The sequence below is a fragment of the Thermococcus sp. CX2 genome, from assembly GCF_012027555.1.
GTDB lineage: Archaea > Methanobacteriota_B > Thermococci > Thermococcales > Thermococcaceae > Thermococcus.
Genome location: NZ_SNUQ01000004.1, coordinates 35941 through 54191 on the forward strand (window position 1 = coordinate 35941; position 18251 = coordinate 54191).

15 protein-coding genes are annotated in these 18251 nt (G+C 52.5%); 8 read left to right on the forward strand and 7 right to left on the reverse strand.

Annotated features, from left to right (window positions below; translation table 11 throughout):
- Positions 1 to 8 precede the first annotated feature (8 nt).
- From E3E23_RS08425 to E3E23_RS08445, 5 genes are all read left to right on the forward strand, one after another.
- Positions 9 to 1145: a hypothetical protein gene (locus E3E23_RS08425; RefSeq protein ID WP_167907940.1), complete on the forward strand. Its 1137-nt coding sequence runs from the start codon at positions 9 to 11 to the stop codon at positions 1143 to 1145.
- A 79-nt stretch (positions 1146 to 1224) separates the two neighbouring features.
- Positions 1225 to 1737 carry a nucleoside-diphosphate kinase gene (ndk, locus tag E3E23_RS08430; RefSeq protein WP_167908058.1) on the forward strand — a complete coding sequence of 171 codons (513 nt, stop codon included), beginning with the start codon at positions 1225 to 1227 and terminating at the stop codon, positions 1735 to 1737.
- 199 nt (positions 1738 to 1936) lie between these two features.
- Positions 1937 to 3730 (forward strand): translation initiation factor IF-2, encoded by a 1794-nt coding sequence (gene infB / locus E3E23_RS08435; protein WP_167907942.1) that lies wholly within the window; start codon positions 1937 to 1939, stop codon positions 3728 to 3730.
- Between the two features lie 111 nt (positions 3731 to 3841).
- Entirely contained in the window at positions 3842 to 6232 is a 2391-nt protein-coding gene (locus tag E3E23_RS08440; protein ID WP_167907944.1) for a hypothetical protein, read from the forward strand.
- Positions 6225 to 9239, forward strand: coding sequence for a DEAD/DEAH box helicase family protein (locus E3E23_RS08445; protein WP_167907946.1), 3015 nt, complete (start codon positions 6225 to 6227; stop codon positions 9237 to 9239). Before E3E23_RS08440 ends, E3E23_RS08445 begins: the two co-directional genes overlap by 8 nt.
- On the opposite strand, the gene E3E23_RS08450 is transcribed toward E3E23_RS08445, so the two are convergent.
- Positions 9236 to 10048 (reverse strand): hypothetical protein, encoded by an 813-nt coding sequence (locus E3E23_RS08450; protein ID WP_167907948.1) that lies wholly within the window; start codon positions 10046 to 10048, stop codon positions 9236 to 9238. The two genes, E3E23_RS08445 and E3E23_RS08450, sit on opposite strands and share 4 nt — an antisense overlap.
- A gap of 32 nt (positions 10049 to 10080) precedes the next feature.
- Entirely contained in the window at positions 10081 to 11343 is a 1263-nt protein-coding gene (rlmD, locus tag E3E23_RS08455; RefSeq protein ID WP_167907950.1) for a 23S rRNA (uracil(1939)-C(5))-methyltransferase RlmD, read from the reverse strand.
- 61 nt (positions 11344 to 11404) lie between these two features.
- On the opposite strand from rlmD, the gene gyaR reads away from it, so the two are divergent.
- Positions 11405 to 12409 (forward strand): glyoxylate reductase, encoded by a 1005-nt coding sequence (gyaR, locus tag E3E23_RS08460; RefSeq protein WP_167907952.1) that lies wholly within the window; start codon positions 11405 to 11407, stop codon positions 12407 to 12409.
- A gap of 131 nt (positions 12410 to 12540) precedes the next feature.
- On the opposite strand, the gene E3E23_RS08465 is transcribed toward gyaR, so the two are convergent.
- On the reverse strand, positions 12541 to 13254 hold the full coding sequence (locus E3E23_RS08465; RefSeq protein WP_167907954.1) for a DUF72 domain-containing protein: 714 nt from the start codon (positions 13252 to 13254) through the stop codon (positions 12541 to 12543).
- A 99-nt stretch (positions 13255 to 13353) separates the two neighbouring features.
- Between E3E23_RS08465 and E3E23_RS08470 the strand changes: the two genes are divergently transcribed.
- The gene (locus E3E23_RS08470) at positions 13354 to 14934 is read left to right on the forward strand and encodes a dihydropteroate synthase-like protein (RefSeq protein ID WP_167907956.1); all 1581 of its coding nucleotides are present in this window, start codon (positions 13354 to 13356) and stop codon (positions 14932 to 14934) included.
- Positions 14935 to 14961: 27 nt separating this feature from the next.
- Here E3E23_RS08470 and E3E23_RS08475 read toward each other — a convergent pair whose 3' ends face one another.
- Genes E3E23_RS08475 through E3E23_RS08490 form a run of 4 tightly spaced genes read right to left on the reverse strand, consistent with a single transcriptional unit; the run spans position 14962 to position 16980 of the window.
- Complete coding sequence (locus tag E3E23_RS08475) at positions 14962 to 15255, reverse strand: DUF3216 domain-containing protein (RefSeq protein WP_167907958.1); 294 nt, start codon at positions 15253 to 15255, stop codon at positions 14962 to 14964.
- A gap of 3 nt (positions 15256 to 15258) precedes the next feature.
- A complete protein-coding gene (locus tag E3E23_RS08480) occupies positions 15259 to 16017 on the reverse strand; it encodes a YchF/TatD family DNA exonuclease (RefSeq protein WP_167907960.1) in 759 nt (252 codons plus the stop codon).
- Entirely contained in the window at positions 16010 to 16273 is a 264-nt protein-coding gene (locus tag E3E23_RS08485; RefSeq protein ID WP_167907962.1) for a DUF504 domain-containing protein, read from the reverse strand. The genes E3E23_RS08480 and E3E23_RS08485 overlap by 8 nt, the downstream gene beginning before the upstream one ends.
- A complete protein-coding gene (locus tag E3E23_RS08490) occupies positions 16273 to 16980 on the reverse strand; it encodes an MBL fold metallo-hydrolase (RefSeq protein ID WP_206205693.1) in 708 nt (235 codons plus the stop codon). Before E3E23_RS08490 ends, E3E23_RS08485 begins: the two co-directional genes overlap by 1 nt.
- Positions 16981 to 17129: 149 nt before the next feature.
- On the opposite strand from E3E23_RS08490, the gene E3E23_RS08495 reads away from it, so the two are divergent.
- Positions 17130 to 18182, forward strand: coding sequence for a M20/M25/M40 family metallo-hydrolase (locus tag E3E23_RS08495; protein WP_167907966.1), 1053 nt, complete (start codon positions 17130 to 17132; stop codon positions 18180 to 18182).
- Positions 18183 to 18251 lie beyond the last annotated feature (69 nt).

The window sequence follows — 18251 nt, forward strand, 5'->3', positions numbered from 1 at the left end:
GGGGTCGGATGCGACAGAAAGTTGTATGGTTCATACTTGGAGTTTTAGTTGGAAGTCTGTTTGTAGTCTCCGCGTATCCGACGACCGACAACATTCAGTACGGCACTCCAGAGTTGCAGAAGATTGTTAAGGACAACTACACCACTTACCTTATTTACAGTGCCAATGGTCTCCCGCTGAAAGTAGAGGATGTTCAGAAAGTAGTGCAGGAGTTCGTCCTTGAAAAAGCGCCGAAGGCGAAGTGGCATGTTTACGCTGTCCCCGAGCTTCCAAGTGATACGGTTCTGGCCGGCTATGGAATAAAGATGACAAAAGATGGGCGGGTTGACATTCTCATACTGGCCACTAGAAAAAGTGCTTCCGTTCAACCACTGAAGATTCAGAACGAGCTAATAGAGTGGAGCAAAACAGCGCCAAAGTTTATGCCTGATGTTGTTCCTAAAGAGAAAATAGGAGTTCCAGAAGGTTGGGAAGCTAAGAGCGTTGACAGTGAGGGGAATATCAGGGTGTATTCCAGCGAGAGTTCACCATACTGGCACAACTTTGGCAAGGTGGAACTTAGGAAGGATGATCCCCCATATGGCAAGTTATATGCTCAGTTTTATATGTGGGGCCTCTGGAACGACAATGACCCAACAACCGAGACGTTTGCATGCACTAGGGATGAAAATAACAGAGGAACTTATTGGGTTACTCCAGGAATTGCTTTAGGTGACAATTACGGGGATTACTTTACTGATGACATTAAAATAACTCACGACTGGGGCGTTGAGTCCGCTCTTCAAGGACGCCTAACTCTGATGAAGCCAGCAGGGATAATCAACGAATATGAGACTGTAACAGTGAACGTTGGTCCGGTTTCATATCCATTGGCAATTGGAGGATACAAAGTTTACGGAGACGCTATTGATCCCCAAGCTGTGTGGGATTTCAGCATACCTTACAACGGAGATTCTTCACATCATACCATTGAGTTTATGCCAGCTTCAGAAGGAGAAGTTAAAGAAGCTGTTCTCCATGACGGAAACTGGCACAGTGTTATCAACGTCAAACTCTGGGCAAAATTTAGACATAAAACAATAATAGGGATTATAGACAGCCACGAAAGCTGGGCTGCGGTAACTTGGATGGTGAAGGTTGGATAAATATCGTTTCTTTTTTCCTAATCTCTTTTGTTTCCAAAAAACCTATTAACCAACCCAGCAACTATTTTTGGTGTTGCCAATGGCGGACAGGAAGATAGAGCGTACTCTGGTCATTATCAAGCCCGATGCCGTCGTTAGGGGCTTGATGGGTGAAATAATTTCCAGATTCGAGAAGAAGGGCCTGAAAATCGTTGGCATGAAGATGATATGGATCGACCGCAAGCTGGCGGAGAAGCACTACGAGGAGCACAAAGGCAAGCCCTTCTTCGAGCCGCTGATTGACTACGTAACCAAGGCTCCGAGCGTCGTCATGGTAGTCGAGGGACGCTATGCCATAAGCGTCGTTAGGAAGATGGCGGGTGCAACCGACCCGAAGGATGCCGAGCCTGGAAGCATAAGGGGCGACTACGGCCTTGACGTTGGCGACGCCATATACAACGTTATCCACGCCAGCGACAGCCCGGAGAGCGCAGAGAGGGAGATAAAGCTCTACTTCAGCGAGGACGAGATATTCGAGTACTGGAAGGCCGCCGACTGGTTCTACCACACCCACGCCAAAGCAAAGAAGGAGTACATGGACAAGATGGACTGAATGGGTGCTAAACCTTCTTCATTCTCTTTTCTCCAGATTGCGGAGGACACGCAAACCCAATGAATGCCCAGATGAGTGCTGCTGCCAGCTCCTCGAGCATTCTACCAACTATGCAGTATTACCACTGAGACTTTTAATTTTTCCGTCCGAACGAACCCTTTAAAAACTCCCGCCGGAGTATCTTCCAGAGGTGAGGGAAATGAAGAGGATTAGGCAGCCGATCATAGCTGTTCTCGGTCACGTTGACCATGGAAAAACCACGCTCCTTGACAGGATCAGGCGCACAAACGTCGCCGGCAAAGAGGCCGGCGGAATAACCCAGCACATAGGAGCAACTGAGGTGCCGATAGATGTCGTCAAGCAGCTCGCTGGCCCGCTCATCAAGCTATGGAAGGGCGAGATAAAGCTCCCAGGATTGCTCTTCATAGACACGCCGGGCCACGAGGCATTCACGAGCCTGCGCGCGAGGGGTGGTAGCCTGGCAGATTTGGCGGTTCTCGTTGTCGATATAAACGAGGGCTTCCAGCCTCAGACAATAGAGAGCATCGAGATCCTCAGGAAGAACAGGACGCCATTCATCGTTGCGGCCAACAAGATAGACAGGATAAAGGGCTGGAAGATTGAAGAGGACGAACCCTTCCTCGTCAACGTCAAGAAGCAGGATCAGAGGGCCCAGCAGGAGCTTGAGACCAAGCTCTGGGAGCTGATAGGCAAGTTCTACGAGATGGGCTTCCAGGCGAACCGCTTTGACCGCGTCCAGAACTTCACCCGCGAGCTGGCGATAGTACCAATCTCGGCCAAGTACGGCATAGGTGTCCCCGAGCTGCTCGTCCTTATCGCGGGTCTCAGCCAGAAGTACCTGGAGGAGAAGCTCAAGATTGAAGTTGAAGGCCCGGCACGCGGCACAATCCTCGAAGTCAGGGAAGAGATCGGTCTCGGAACTACCATAGACGTCATAATCTACGACGGAACGCTCCACAAAGATGATACAATCGTCGTGGGTGGCAAGGACAAGGCGATAGTGACGAAAATCCGCGCTCTGCTCAAGCCCAAGCCTCTCGACGAGATACGCGACCCGCGCTTCCGCTTCGACCAGGTTGACGAGGTTACAGCTGCTGCGGGTGTCAAGATAGCCGCTCCCGGCCTTGAGGAGGCCCTTGCAGGCTCGCCGGTCATCGCCGCCCGCTCCGATGAGGAGGTCGAGAAGGCCAAGCAGGAGATACTCAGCCAGATACAGAGCGTTGTCATAAGCACCGGCAAGGTCGGTGTGATAGTCAAGGCCGACACCCTCGGCTCTCTGGAGGCCCTCAGCAAGGAGCTCCAGGAGAAGAACATCCCAATAAGGAAGGCCGACGTCGGGAACATCAGCAAGACCGACGTCATGGAAGCTTTGAGCGTCAAGGATGAGGAGCCCAAGTACGGCGTCGTCCTCGGCTTCAACGTCAAGGTGAACGAGGACGCTGAAGAGGTTGCTAAGGCTAGGGGCGTGCCCATATTCACAGGCAACATCATCTACAAGCTCATCGAGGACTACGAGGCGTGGGTCAAGGCCGAGGAGGAGAAGAAGAAGCGCGAGCTGCTCAGCAAGGTCACCTTCCCGGGCGTCATCAGGCTCTATCCGGACGAGCGCTACATCTTCAGGAGGAGCCACCCGGCGATAGTCGGTATAGAGGTAGTCGAGGGCAGGATAAGGCCCGGCGTCACGCTCATCAAGCAGAACGGCCAGAAAGTTGGAGTTATTAAGTCCATCAAGAACCGCAACGACTTCGTGCAGGAGGCCAAGAAGGGCGAGGCGGTGGCAATAGCCATAGAGGGCGCGATAGTCGGCAGGCACATCCACCCTGGCGAGACGCTCTATGTTGACCTGACCAAGAACGACGTGGTAATCCTCGCCAAGCAGCTCAAGAACGAGCTGGAAGATACCGACATAAAGGCCCTCAAGATGACGGCGAAGGTCAAAGCCCAGGAGGATCCGTTCTGGAGGGCGGTTTAAGGTTCTCTTCAAAAGCTTTTTATCCTTTATTCGCCTAAGTTCGTTGGTGATTCACCGTTGGTGGATAGGGTTGTTTTTACGTCCGAAAGTTCCAATTTTGAAGAGGGCCTCGTGAACGCTTTTAAGGAATACTTAGATTCAGGTGTTTACTTCGCACCAACATATGAGTGGAAATTCCGGAAAATTCTTAGCGCAAACGGAATCCCGACGAAGGGGACGAGAGATGAGAACTACAGGGAGAAACTCCTCATCGAAAGGTACAGACTCGCTGAGAAGCTTCTTGGGGTTCTGGCTGGAAGAGACAGAGTCAAGTATTCTCTACAAATTAAGCCCCTATTTAGGGGTGTTCGCAAGACCTCTGATATAGAGCCTCCCTACGTCGAGTTTGTCGTGACGTGGGGAAGGCTGACCCACAAAGGGGAAGGAACTCCCGCAGGGCTTTTCATAAAGAGCGTGGACTCTCGCGATGCGATTAGGGCTTATTATGAGGAAGTTCTCTCGAAGGCTTTCGACAATGAAGTTTATCCAAAGCTCTGGGATGCCTATTTAGGGCACCTATCCCTTTCTGGAGAGGTAAGAAGAGCAAAGGAGAAAAAAGGCGCGGAAAAGTATCACCTTCTTTTGGACATCGTTGATGGGCTGGATAAGTTCGCCTACGAAGGCAAGGGCTTTCCATCTTTTCCTGGAATCTTGAGGAGAACCCACATGGCCACGTTTCCCGCTGGAGATATCTTCGAGCGATTCTACTCCGTTCCGCTCTACGGTGAGGGCTGGGATAGGGAGAAAAGCGTTCTTCGAGTTCTTCTTGAGAATGCCGACGACAGAAACGTCCGGGAGTTCCTTGAGCACTATGAGATAGGCTGGCTCACACTAGAAGACCTTGATGAGCTGTTCAGCTTGCAAAAGGAGGTAATTTCAAGGGTCAATAAGATGCTAGGCAAGATAATCCCTAGGGGACGGCTCGGCTCTGGCCTTAAAGTGCTTCCCCTCTACATTCAAAAGGCGAGCGGAAGCTTGGAGAAAGTGGCGAGGATTACTCCAACTAAGATTGACAGAGTTCCAAAAACGACATATCTCGTAACTGTCGCAGGAAAGATGGTGGAAGCACCTGAGAGTCTTGAGGGCTTTTTGACCGTTTTGATGGCTAACTCCTTTTACTTCCCCAAGGAGGTCTTAGTGCTACTCCAGAAGTCTGGCTATAAGATTGGACGAACGAGAAAGACAGAACTCGACTGGCCGAACGTTGTCAAGGCAACCTTCGACTCCGCCGTAATATACGCCATGCTTGAGGGAAGGATCACCATTGATGGCTTTGAGAACTTCACTGGCCATTTAGTTTTCCTCAACTACCTTGGTACAAGGCCAAACGTTCGCAACACGGTCTTCCACGACTATTACTACCATCTCCTCGATGGCATTGAGACCTTTGATAAGATTTACAGAACTAGGGCCAGAACCAGAGTGAACGTCCAAAACTTCAACAAGGATCACTACCCATATGCAAAAGTCCCAACAGAAGAGGCCCTAAAAATTGAGGTCCATGGGCTAGAACCGGTTCACCTCTACACATTTGACACGGGCTTCGGAGGAGTCGTTTTCAAGCACGTCTCAAAAAAATGTGTCTCAAGGAATCTCTGTAAAAGAGTCGTGAGGTACTACGGCGCTGAAAGGATTAAATATCAGCTATCCAAAAAGAGTGACTCTGAGGAAAAGAAGCCAAACATGGGTTCTCTCGCCAGTTCCAAGGAATACTATTCTGCTATGTCCTTCAGAAACACTTCCACAGCTGGCTACATCCTGGAAATCAACGATAGGGAAGTGAAGGTTAGCGCTAAGGCCCACAGCGTTTCTGCAAGTGCATTTCTCGACAGAGGAGAGAATGCAAAGTACCTTCGCCTCCTGAGGACTTCCAAGTACGGTCCCGACAAGGGCGGTAGGGTTCGCTTCCTCCTTGAGGACTTCGTTTTCAGAAGAGATAACCCTGGGGGAGATATGAACAGCGCAAACGAGATATTCAACGACCTTCTTAGGGGAATTGGCTCGTCCGGGGATATACACCTCATTCACATCCAAAACCTCGCGAACTCGGAGTACTTTGGTCTAATGAGGCAGGTTGGGGGCGTTTTCGTGGATTGGGATGGTCTTATGCTTAGTATTGATGGAGTCTGGGATGTTCTTGGCAACAAATGGGATGTTGCAGTTTTAAGCTACGAGGGCCACAACTGCAGGGTCTTTCTCACCGTCGGAAAGAAGGGAAAGAGAAGGAAGTCCAATGATCCAGAGCCAAGTGAGCGTTCGATGCTTTACCGGCATCCAGTAATGATATTCTCGTCGAAGCCACTGCCAAGAGACGAAGAGCTGCTCTTCCTTCTTGGCATGGGAGACGAAAAAGGAATGGCGAGTTTTTCGGGGATAAAACGGCTGTTCTATTCCCCCTATCCCGACACTTCCAGACGGCTCGTGCGTCCTTCCCTTCTCCTCGGAGGTGTTGAGGGTGAGTAGAAAAGATATCCCAATCCTCTACGGTGAGGCTTTTGAGCTGGGCGTTAATAGAGCCCTTGCAGAGAAGGCATATGTTCTGCCTGAGGAAGCTTTCCTCGAAGATTTTATGGAGGAACCCCGGGATGAAGGGCTCCTCGTTGAGGCAAGGGAGCTGGCAATGAAATACGTGGACTTTTACGATAGAATACTCTCCTCCAAAGAACCGCTGGCCGAGTTCCTCGAATATTACAAGACATTTCAGTCCGGTAAGAGGTCGAGAAAGATCAATGTTGAAGAGTTGGATTTGACAAAAACCGACAAGATGAACATCCTCGCCCTGCTTGAACTTGGAAGAAAAACAGGGGAGCTCCTCAAAAGACGATACCCCGAGTTCTTGCTGCAGCCTCCGCTCAGAATACCGACTTCTTACGAGAAATACCTCTATCCGGACTTCATAGCCTTCAGTGGCATTGAGCCCCTCGCCATTGGAGACTTCAAGGTGTCGGTGGGCTTTCTGGGTGCAGACCTCTCAAGCGTCGTGTGGAGCGTCAACTTTGATTACTATAACGTCAAGGAACTGGCCCTTAGAGCAATTCCCCTGAGCCCAGACAACTTCAAGTCCCTCTACAAAGCCCTTTCTAAGTACTTCAAGGCCTTCCACTACGCGACCATTTTTAATAGGTTCCCGATAGATGTTCTCGTTGTTTTCCCGCTCGGAGTTTCTATTCTAAGGTTCAACTCCAGAGAAGAGCTTGACGAAATGAAATATAGCTTAAAAGACCTCGTTGGGAAGATGCTTCCGGAGCAATTCAAGGAACATGCTAGTGACATTCTCAAGTACCTGACCGATGGGAGTGCGTACGTAAGGAAGGACGAGAACTCGAAGAAGTTCTACCTCGTTATTGACAACGGCAATGCTGAAATTCCCCTCTGGTCCTCTGGGTGCTATCCCTCTTGGAAGTACGGAAGCGTGAAGACCGGGGAGCCGAAATACACGGACATTAAAGGGCGGAGGAAGCGCCACAAGGCTGACGTGGAGAGGCTCATCGAAGAGGTCGATCTCCTCATTGATGCGTCTGATCAAGGAGTTGGCAAGAACCATGTTCTCCTAAAACACATTGCCGAGCTCGCCAAGGCTGGAAAAAGAGCGCTTATAATAGCCCCAAGGAAACACATACTCTACGAAGCCGAAGCTAAGCTCAGGGAGAACTACTCCGGAATCAGGCTAATCATCGTTACATCTGAGGGCAAGAGGAGCATCGAAAAAGTGGAAACTTACCAGGAAGGTCTAAACGCTCCAGAAGGGAGGGAGTGGCGCGCGACGGGAAAGTTGACAGAATACATCCGATCGAAGGAGTATTCCGTAATCCTGACTACGACGGCGACCTTCCAGTGGCTCAGGAGCAACGTATGGAAGCTCATCCTCAGAGACATCGATGTCATTGTCTTCGACGAGTTCACCAACTCAGGCTCGCCAGCGGTTGAAAGTATTCTGGGCTTCTTGAGGTTCTACTCGCGAAATCCCAACGGCAGGAAGGTGATAATCACCGATGCCTCCATAACAGAACCAAAGCTATTTCTCGACGCCTTCAAAAAACACCTGTCTGCAAAAGGGCCCCTCTACACTCCCCTTGAAGTTCTCATCTCAGAGTCTTCCAGCGACCCAATTGTTGAGAGGTTTGATGTAAACAACATTTCGGCGGCCTATTACCGCCTTCACCTTGACTTTGAGTTGAAGTTTTATGCCCTTGGCTTTGGCGTCGAGGGCAAACTGCCTGACTGGCATTCTCTCATAGAGAGAATCTCTAGGATGGTCAAAAAGGATGTCGATTTCAAGAAGCTCCTCGAACGGGGTAAGGTCGTTTTCTACGCCGACAATAAGCTCTACGTTGATGACCTAACGGAGTTCCTGCTTTCACAGGGATTTAAAGCTGAGGAAGTCCATTCGGGCATAGAGAGGGATTCATCAAAGTTAGAGGGCAATATCGTTGGAACTTCCAGCCTGGCCTTTGGGGCTAACCTTGAGAATCACGAGATCCTCGTGTTCATACCGCCGTATCCGGGCCACAGGTACATCGACAATGCCTACAACGTGGAGCTTTACAGGCAGGTGATAAAGCGCCTTAGGGGCTATAAAGGAAAGCCGAAGCACATAGTTTTTGTTGGCCTCGCGGAAAAGGAGGAAGACGAGTCCATGCACTACTACCTGGCGAGGAATTTCATCAGGAAAATCCTTACCAACCGCTCCTTCCATGTCAGACTTCCCATGTTCTCCAGCGAGAGCGGGAGCTTTTACAGTGCCAAAGAACAGCCTCTGAGGACAGGTGAGAAAAGGGAAGTGCCAATAGAGACGTTCCTTCGAGACTACTATCCCCAGCTCAAGCGCATACTAAGCGCCGCGGGCTTTATCGTCAGGCCGACCTTTCACCTCCAGCTTTCCCTCGAAAGGGACTGGAACCTGCCCATTCCGTACAGGGTTTACAAGATTGCAGGGGAGCATGTTACTAAGAAGTTCGGCTTCGAGGTTCTTCCGCTTAAGGACTTCAGCGACCAGAGAGAAAGGCTCTTAGAGCTGATGTCCGATAAGAGATACAAAGAAGGCGCTCAAATCCTCCTGGGAATAGTCGGCAAGGACTTCAACCCGCTAAACTACAAAAACGAGCACGTCTTGGCCAGAGTACTGGAGAGAAAGCTGAAGCCGGAGTGGATTAAAGCTGGTTACTCTTCGGTTCTGCTCGTGCCGTTCATCTACCCAAGAAGCATGGAAAAACTGCCTCACGGCCTCGAATCTCCTTTGAAGAAGCTCTTCCTTGGTGACTGGCGCTATGTTGAGATTCCCGTGAAGGTCATCGAGGAAAGAGGAAAGGGAAAATTCGAAGTTCCCGGGATACTTGCTTTCCATCCAGGCTTTGGAAAGAGAACAGAAAGAGGAGACATTCCGTTCAGGGAGAAGATAGTGATGGCCTTAGAAAAGGAGCGGAAGGGCGAGAGCACGCTCTATCTTCCAAACGTCTGGAAGGCAATCTAAACGAGCCCGCCCTGGAGCCACCCAATAGCGGTGAGCATTTCTCCCTCTTTTACCTCCCCTTTCAGGTGTTCCTTGAGGGCGAAGAGGTCTATCTCTCCCAGCGGGAGGTTCTTCAGCCGGATTAGGTAGCCGTCGCCGTAGAGTGTCCTGCTTGGTCTAACTCTGAGTACTTTTCCCGTTATCGTGTAGTCGTCAATGAATGCACCGCCAAAGGTCGCGGGAAGGAGCAGTTCGGCCTCCTCAAGGCTCATCTTCATAGGTCCAGCATCGGGCAGCTCGACCTCAAAGTCGTCTCCAAGAGGCCCAACGCTAGCTCCGTAGGCAAGAAACGCCAACCTTACTTTGGCGGTTTCCAGCTTTAGATAGTCGGCTTTCCTCTCGACGTAATCAACCGCGAAGAAGCTCACGCTCGGCTTTACCTCCCCGAGAACATCGCCCGCGACGTTGCCTTCCAGCCCGTTGGTCCACTCGAAGACCTTCTCTATCTGGAACTGGACGCTTGTCTCTGCCTTCAGGACTGGAAACGCCGTGATGAGGTGGGGCTCCGGATCTTCCATCACGACAGTCCTCATGAGAACGTCGTCACCAAAGGGAAGGTCGTATATCCTCACATCGACGGTTTTGGTGCGGGAGAAGAGCCCTCCCCGCTTCAGCTCGGCTTTTACGGTTCTGTATTCCGGGTTCTCCTCGTTCAGCTTTCTCATGAGCCAGCTCACAACCCAAAGAGGATCTGGATAAATCGTGTCTATGTGGCTTCCATGGGTTATACCCTCGATACGTTTTAACTTTGACCTCCTTCCGAGTACCATGAGAACCCCTACTAAGCGTAAGAATTTGGCTTTTAAATCTTACGCCTCAGCTCGATCACCGCCTCAACGTGCGGCGTATGCGGGAACATATCGACCAGAACTGCCTCCTCGACTTGGTATGCCTTCTTTAAGTGGTTCTCGTAGTCGAGCTTGAACGCCCTGGGATTGCAGGAGACGTAAACGACCCTCTCAACGCCGCTTTTAATCAAAAGTTCCGCTGCCTCCTTCAGCCCCTTCCTCGGCGGATCAACTATCACGGTGTCGTAATCGCCGATTGGCGTTTCCTCAGCTCGGCCGACCTTGAAGACGGCATCAACCCCATTCAGCTCAGCGTTTTTCCTCGCCATCTCCACTGCGAAAGGATTCAGCTCGATGCCCTCGACGGCAAAACCCCTCTTTGCCAGCCAGACGCCAAAGGTTCCGACGCCAGAATAGAGGTCAAGAACTCTCTCCCCATCGGCGAAGCCCTCGACGGCCTTCAGCAGGAGGGCTAAGGCGTAGCTGTTGGTTTGGAAGAAACTGTTCGGATGGATGAGATACACCACGTCCTTAATCCTCTCCTGGATGTAAGGTTGGCCAGCTATAAGCCCCGGCTCTCCCTTCGGGTCGTCCCTCTCATCGGCCTTGAGGCTCCAGTAGAGGGAATCCGCGAAAGAGAAGTAGTCACTAAAGGCCTGCAGGACCTCTCTGATGGGTTGAACATGGGCTATAAGGTTTACCATAACTTCTTCCGTGAACTTGCCCTCCTTAATCTGGAGATAGTGAACGTCGCCTCTCTTTTTCCGCAGGTCCCAGGGCCTTAGGCCACTCTCCTCGAGGAAACCTCTGAGGGCATTCAGATACTCGCGCGTTCTCTTCGAGAAGATTGGACACTCCCCTGAATCCACGACGCCGAGCGGGTTCCCGTACTCCTTGAGGCCGATCCCAGCGGTTGTAACGATGAAGTTGCTCACGTTCCTGAAGCCCCAGATTTTGGGAGAGCCCCTTACATCGGCGCTTATCCCTGTTATCCGTTCGAAGAGCTCCGCTTTAAGCCTCAGCTGCTCCTTGTACTTCATCCCCTGCCAGAGGCAGCCGCCGCATCTCCCAAAGTGAGGACATCTCGGGATTTGCCTCAGCGGCGAGGGCTCAAGAAGCTCGAAATCAGTGGCGATTCTCCTGCCGAAGCGCCTCTTCGTTCGCCTGACAAGAACGTAATCACCGGGATAAGAGAAGGGAATGTAAATCTGCTTCTCACCTTTGAGGACCCCGAGACCGTTTTCGTTTATGTCGGTTATCTCTCCCCTGATGCGCATACTTAACGCTCACCGTTAGGGTTTTTATAGCCAGCGCCTATATTTAGATGGGGGTGATAACGTGAAGCCCAAGGTCTTCATTACCCGAAGGATTCCCGAGAACGGAATAAGGATGTTGAGGGAGTACTTTGAGGTCGAGGTCTGGGAGGACGAGCACGAGATTCCGAGGGAAGTCCTGCTCGAGAAGGTAAGGGACGTCGATGCCCTCGTTACCATGCTGAGCGAGAGGATTGACGCCGAGGTCTTCGATGCCGCCCCAAGGCTCAGGATTGTGGCCAACTACGCGGTAGGTTATGACAACATAGACATCGAGGAGGCAACTAAGAGGGGAATCTACGTCACCAACACGCCAGACGTTCTTACCAATGCCACCGCAGACATGGCCTGGGTTCTCCTCCTGGCAACGGCAAGGAGGCTCGTTGAGGCCGATAAGTTCGTCCGCTCCGGTGAGTGGAAGAAGCGCGGTGTTGCCTGGCACCCGCTGATGTTCCTCGGTTACGACGTCTACGGCAAGACCATAGGAATAGTTGGCTTCGGCAGAATCGGTCAGGCGATAGCGAGGCGCGCTAAGGGCTTCGGGATGAGGATACTCTACAACTCCCGCACGAGGAAGCCAGAAGTTGAGAAGGAGCTCGGCGCTGAGTTCAAGCCATTGGACGAGCTCCTGAGGGAGAGCGACTTCGTTGTCCTTGCAGTTCCGCTTACAAAGGAGACCTATCACATGATAAACGAGGAGCGGCTGAAACTGATGAAGCCGACCGCGATACTCGTCAACATCGCCCGCGGAAAGGTCGTCGATACGGAGGCGCTCGTCAAGGCCCTCAAGGAGGGCTGGATTGCTGGAGCTGGCTTGGATGTCTTCGAGGAGGAGCCATATTACAACGAGGAGCTCTTCAGCCTGGATAACGTCGTTTTGGCCCCGCACATCGGTAGCGCCACCTACGGAGCTCGCGAGGCCATGGCCGAGCTGGTCGCGAGGAATTTAATAGCTTTCAAGAACGGTGAAGTTCCGCTAACTCTCGTGAACAGAGACGTGCTCAACGTCAGAAAGCCAGGATTCGAGTGAGGCTCTATCCTGTGAAAACCGTAGGGGAGCGATGATGAGCCCCCTTGAGGGGAGCCCCCGAAGGGGGCGTACGGGACGGGCTGAAACCGCGCTCCGTGCGGCGGCGTGATGAGCTGGACCCGTGCCTGAGCCTAGAGCATTGCCCTGAAGCGCTTCGCATCGGCGCACATGTTCGAGTTGTTGAAGTAGACGAAGCTCTCCCCTCTGTTCCACCCGATAACCCTTTCCCTTATTTTTCCCAGCTCCTCGTCCGTGTAGGCGTGGCTGTAGACTATCCTCCCTTTCTCGTAGCGCCCGTGGAGGCGGTAGTAGTTCACATCGCCGTGGTGGAGCGGAATCCTCACGAGCGGGTCTGTGACGTCTATGACATCGAACTCCCTCACGAAGCGTTTTATCCCATCCTCACTCCAGCCTCTAAGCTCAACGGCTATCTCAAATTCGCCCCTATCGATCATCGAGAAGAACCTCTCGGCGTTCTCAAAGCTCTCTTCGTTCTCCTTGAAGCTCCTCGGGAGCTGGATGAGTATGAAGCGCGCGCCGAGGATCTCTGCTTCCCGAAGGGTGAGCCTCCAGAAGTGAAGGACGTCGCTCGTTGGCCTCAGAAGGCCGACATCTTTGCTTGGCCTCACGTTGCTCCTCCCCCAGGTGGGGCTGTTCGGAGGATGGGTGACTCCCTGAAAGGCCTTCATCGAGAAGATGAACCCTTCCGGCGCTTCCTTCCGCCAGCGTTCTAGGGTCTTCTCCTGGAGAATGCGATAGAAGGTCTGCTGGATCTCAACCGTGTCGAAGTCTCGGAAGTATCTGCCCTTAGCCTCGCAGAAGCCGCAGGTTCCCACGTGGATCATAACATCACCGGAGAGAATTTGTCCCGGGAGCATTTAGCCCTTTCGTGAAGGCGAAGTTTGTACGAAAGCCCTAAATAGCGGGAACGTCAACCCTTCACCATGAACCCTCCCGAGCGAATCCTCCTCGTTACTGGCAGGCTCGCCGAACCGCTCGTTCGAAAGTACGGTAAGGGCTGCGACGTTTTCGTTACGCCTGTGAGCGTAGCGGCTTTCCTGACTCCCGAGATGATAGTCGGCTATCTGAAAAAGGCCAAAATCAAAAGCGATGACTATGACCTCATTCTAATTCCTGGCCTCGTGAGGGGCTCGGCCCAAGAAATCGAGGAAGAGCTTGGCATTCCAACCTTCAAGGGGCCGAGGAGCGCGATGGACCTTCCTCAGGTATTGAAGGCTGTAAGAGAAGGCTTCAAGCTGAGCAGGGAAGTTCCGGCCGATGAGCTGTTCTCATTCGATGCCCTAAAGCGCGTTGAGGATATAAGGAACCGGACGAGAAACAAGCGCTACATAGAGGATGCCCTCAAAAAGCCCTGGAACGTTCTCATTGGCAACCTTCCTGCTGGGAGGGACTTTCCCACCAGAATCCTCGGCGAGGTCGTTGATGCCCCGAGGCTGGGCGTCGAAGGAACCGTGCAAAAGGCCCTCTACTACCTCCGTGAGGGGGCGGATATAATTGACATCGGCATGATCGCGGGCGAGACGAACCTTGACTTCGTCGAGCTCATCCCCGAAATACGCGAGAGGCTGGGGGAGAAAGGTTTCGACGTGCCCGTAAGCTTCGACTCTCTAAACACCGCTGAAATCGAAAGGGCCCTCGACCACGCCGACCTCTTCCTGAGCGTCGATGATAGCAACCTGGAGAGCCTCGTTACCGATAAGCCCGTCGTTCTCATCCCCACCAACCAGGCGAAGGGATATTTTCCAACGAGACCTGCGAAAAGGGTTGAATTCCTTGAGGAGCTTAAGGCCAGGGCCCTTGATTTGGGTTACAGAAGGATAATCCCGGACCTAATCCTGGAGCACGTGCCCTATCTGGCGCGCTCGATAACAGCCTTCCAGCTCTACCGTGAGAGAAATCCAGACGACGTTCTCCTTGCCGGCGTTGGAAACGTCGTCGAGCTCTACGATGCCGACAGCGTCGGGATGAACGCTTTACTGGCTGGAATCGCAAAGGAGCTTTCGATAAACCTGCTTCTGACCACCGAGACGAGCGCAAAGGCTAGGGGCTCGATAAGGGAGCTGAGGAGAGCTGTGGACATGAACCTCTTTGAGATGCCAAAGGACCTCGGCTTCGACCTGCTGATACTCAAGGAGAAGAGGGGCAATGACTGGCGCTTTGAGCCTGCTAAAGAGATCGTCAAGGCCAAGGAGAGGCCAGTTGAGCTCGAGCCCGTTTACTTCCGCATCTGGCTTGAAGATGGAAAAATATGGGTGAACGCTCACCATGGAACAGAGGCTGTCTTGACCATCGTCGGCAACGAGCCGAACGCTATAATCGACACAATCCTTGAGCGCTTTGAGATAAGCCCGAGGCACGCCTTTTACCTCGGCAGGGAGCTTGAGAAGGCTTACACCGCGCTGAGGCTGAGGAGAAGCTACGTCCAGGAGGTTGAGCTTTTTAAGGACTTCTACCTTCAGAATAAGGGAAGTGATGAGCGGAGCTCTCCTGAGGGCTCCCGATGATGAGTACAGCCAGGGCTGATAAAATCCTTAGCCCTCGAAAATTGGTGGCTTTGGCTTCCTGAAGAGGGAGTCGAGCTCTTCCCTCCTTGAGCGAACCCTCTCCAGAAGGCCCAGAACCCTTTTATCCCCTGGATACTTCGCGCTGAGGGTCGTCAGAACTCCCTCGGCGAAGCCCAGAACGGAGACCTCTATGAACTCTTTCCCCTTCTTGCTCACCAGTCCCTCGTTGAGGGCCACGAATGAATCTATTCTCACGATTAGCTCCTTCTCCCCAAGCTCTTCACAGAGCTTCTTAAGCTCCTCAATCTCCGGAACGTTCATTTCTCACACCTCCAGCCCAAAGAACTCAACCGCGTTCTTCTCCGTTATCCTCTCGACTTCCTCGAACTCAAGCCCCTTAAGCTTTGCCACCTCCTCGATGGCAACCCTTACGTAGCACGGCTTGTTTCTCTGCCCCTTGAAGGGGCTCATGTAGGGAGAATCGGTTTCGACAAGAATCTCCTCGGGTTCGAGAACCCTGGCGGCCTCTCTAACCTCCGGGATGAAGGTTATTCCCGTGTTTATGCCCACTAGGTGGCCGTTTTCTGCGATTTCTCTGGCCAGCTCTGGGCTTCCGGCGAAGGAGTGGAAGTAAGCTTTCACGCCGTGCCTCTGGACAATCTCAAACGCCTCCTTTTCCGCTTCCCTTGCGTGTATCACCACCGGCAGCTTAAGCTCGACCGCCAGCTCAATGAAGTGCTCAAAAATCGCCCTCTGGTTCTTCCTCTGCTCCTCGTTTTCCGCGTAGTGGTAGTCGAGGCCTATCTCGCCCACGGCCACGATTTCGTCCTTGTGCTCCCAGATGAAGTCCTCGACTTTCTTCACCTTCTCCCAGTTGCCCCTGCGTGCTTCGTTCGGATGGTAGCCGAGCGTCGGAAAGATGAAGCCAAAGTAAGGCTTTAAAAGTTCCCAGCTCTTCCAGACGTGGGTTTTTCTGTACTCGGTGATGGAATCAACCACGGCTTTGAGCTCCTTCCTGCACTCCTCGATTACTTGGGGCGCTTCCTTCTTGTAGAACTCGAAGTGAGCATGGGCGTCAATCACTTTCTCCCCTCCTGTCCTTTCTCGTTTCCCACACGACTTTCCCGTCATTTCTCACTACTCGGAGGATTCTGTGGTATGGTATCTGGGCCTCGCCGACGAAGAAGTAACCGTGTCCGAGCTCGATGAGCTCGACTGGGATTTTTTTCACGTCGCCGTAGGCACCGCGGTGTTCAATGACCACGTAATAGTCCCCCTCATCTTCGCGCGGGTCATACTTTATCTTTGCCAGAACTTCCTTAACGCTGCCCTTTCTCATCAGAGCCACCCTAAGATTTCCCTAAGGTTTTCACTCCAGTTCTTTATCACCCAGCCGTGGCCTGGCAAACCGAGGTAAACGTCGAACTCCATGAGCATCTCCAGAGATTCCCGGAGCTCCCATCCGTTGCCCGTTGGCAAATCCGTCCTCCCCACTGTTCCTTCAAAGATCGTGTCTCCCGTGAACATCAGCTTTTCTTCTGGTTCATAGAGACACGCACTTCCCGCGGTGTGGCCCGGCGTGTGGATAAGCCTTAACTCAACCGAGCCTATTCTCAGCTTGTTCCCGTCCTTGAGCTTGACCTCTATCTCGTGGGGTTCGTATTTTCGGCCGTAGTAGTGGGAGAGGATGACGTAATCGTCGCCCCTTTCGAGGGTTCTTGCTGCAATTTCATGGGTGGCAAAGATGACCTCGGCACCTTTTTCCTCGAAGTAGCGTTTCAGAGCCAAGTTCCCGCCCACGTGGTCGAAGTGTTCGTGGGTGTTGAAGATGACAACCCTCTCAATTCCCTCGGTGTAGCCCTCGCTCTCCCAAACCTCAGTGTAAACGTGCCAGTTGATCCCGGTTCCGGTATCAACGACCAACGCTTCTCGCCCATCCCTGATGAGGTATATGTTTGAGTCCCAGCCGATGCCCCTTAGCATGACTGTGTGGGGTGGAATCTCGATGGGTATTACATTTCTCATGCGGAAGTCCTCTATAGGCATCGCTCTCACCTCGAAGGGGCTCCAGGGGGGACCGCGTCCTCATCCGAGGGAGCGAGTCTCGTCGGGAGGGATGAATCTCTTCATCGCCCGCTCAACCTACGTGGGGGATGTTTATAAACCCAACCACGGAGCTTTATTAGGTGACCCAAATGAAAACTGAGAGAGCAAAGGAAATCCTTCTCAACCTCCTCAAAATTCCGTCCCCCTCAGGGAGCGAAGATCGTATAGCCCTTCACATCATGGAGTTTCTCCACAAGCTCGACTACGACGTCTACATCGAGAGCGATGGGGAGATAATCGACCTCGTCGTCAATCCCGACGCTGAGCTCTTCTACGAGGTCCACATGGACACGATACCGATGAGGGCTGAGCCCTTTGTGAGGGGCAACATCGTCTACGGAACCGGCGCGAGCGACATAAAGGGCGGCATAGCTGCGATTCTGCTTATGCTCGAAGAACTTAAGAAAGAGGGTAAGGATCTCAACGTCGGCATTGTCTTCGTCAGCGACGAAGAGCACGGCGGTCGCGGGAGTGCACTCTTTATGGAGCGGTACAGGCCCAAGATGGCCGTTGTGCTTGAGCCCACTGATCTAGAGGTTCACATAGCCCACGCAGGCAACATAGAGGCCTACTTTGAGGTTGACGGCAAAGAGGCCCACGGAGCCTGCCCTGAGAGCGGAATCAACGCCATAGACCAGACCTTCAAGATGCTCGAGGAGCTCAAGAAGCTCGAACCTTTCAACGCGAAAGGCAAATACTTCGACGCTCACATAGGCCTCCAGGAGCTGACCTGTGATAACCCCTACTACCTTATTCCAGCCCTCTGCCGCGGTCGTGTGGAGGCGCGTCTTCTGCCAGATCAGGAAGTCGAGGACATCCTTGACCTTATGGAGCCGATCTTCGAGGAGTACACCCTCAAGTACGAGTACACGGAGATATGGGACGGCTACGAGCTCGAACCTGACGAGGAGATAGTCCAGCTGGCCAAGAAGGCGATGGAGGTTACGGAGATAGACGAGTTCGGCGGCATGAGGAGCTGGACAGATGCGATAAACTTCATGTACAACGGGACGAGAACAATAGTCTTCGGCCCCGGCAACCTTGACCTCTCACATACAAAGAACGAGCACATTGATGTCAGGGATGTTGTCACAGCAAGTGAGTTTTTGAAGGCCTTGAATGAGATTTTTGGAAAGAGCTGAGGTTTCCCCTTCTTTTTACTTTCCCTTCGCATTACGGCCTTTATATAACTGGTCCACCAACAGATAATT

Coding starts and splice junctions, on each gene's coding strand:
- E3E23_RS08425 (WP_167907940.1), top strand. CDS start 9: ATGCGACAGAAAGTTGTATGGTTCATACTTGGAGTTTTAGTTGGAAGT.
- ndk (WP_167908058.1), top strand. CDS start 1,225: ATGGCGGACAGGAAGATAGAGCGTACTCTGGTCATTATCAAGCCCGAT.
- infB (WP_167907942.1), top strand. CDS start 1,937: ATGAAGAGGATTAGGCAGCCGATCATAGCTGTTCTCGGTCACGTTGAC.
- E3E23_RS08450 (WP_167907948.1), bottom strand. CDS start 10,048: ATGGTACTCGGAAGGAGGTCAAAGTTAAAACGTATCGAGGGTATAACC.
- rlmD (WP_167907950.1), bottom strand. CDS start 11,343: ATGCGCATCAGGGGAGAGATAACCGACATAAACGAAAACGGTCTCGGG.
- E3E23_RS08465 (WP_167907954.1), bottom strand. CDS start 13,254: ATGATCCACGTGGGAACCTGCGGCTTCTGCGAGGCTAAGGGCAGATAC.
- E3E23_RS08470 (WP_167907956.1), top strand. CDS start 13,354: ATGAACCCTCCCGAGCGAATCCTCCTCGTTACTGGCAGGCTCGCCGAA.
- E3E23_RS08475 (WP_167907958.1), bottom strand. CDS start 15,255: ATGAACGTTCCGGAGATTGAGGAGCTTAAGAAGCTCTGTGAAGAGCTT.
- E3E23_RS08485 (WP_167907962.1), bottom strand. CDS start 16,273: ATGAGAAAGGGCAGCGTTAAGGAAGTTCTGGCAAAGATAAAGTATGAC.
- E3E23_RS08490 (WP_206205693.1), bottom strand. CDS start 16,980: ATGCCTATAGAGGACTTCCGCATGAGAAATGTAATACCCATCGAGATT.
- E3E23_RS08495 (WP_167907966.1), top strand. CDS start 17,130: ATGAAAACTGAGAGAGCAAAGGAAATCCTTCTCAACCTCCTCAAAATT.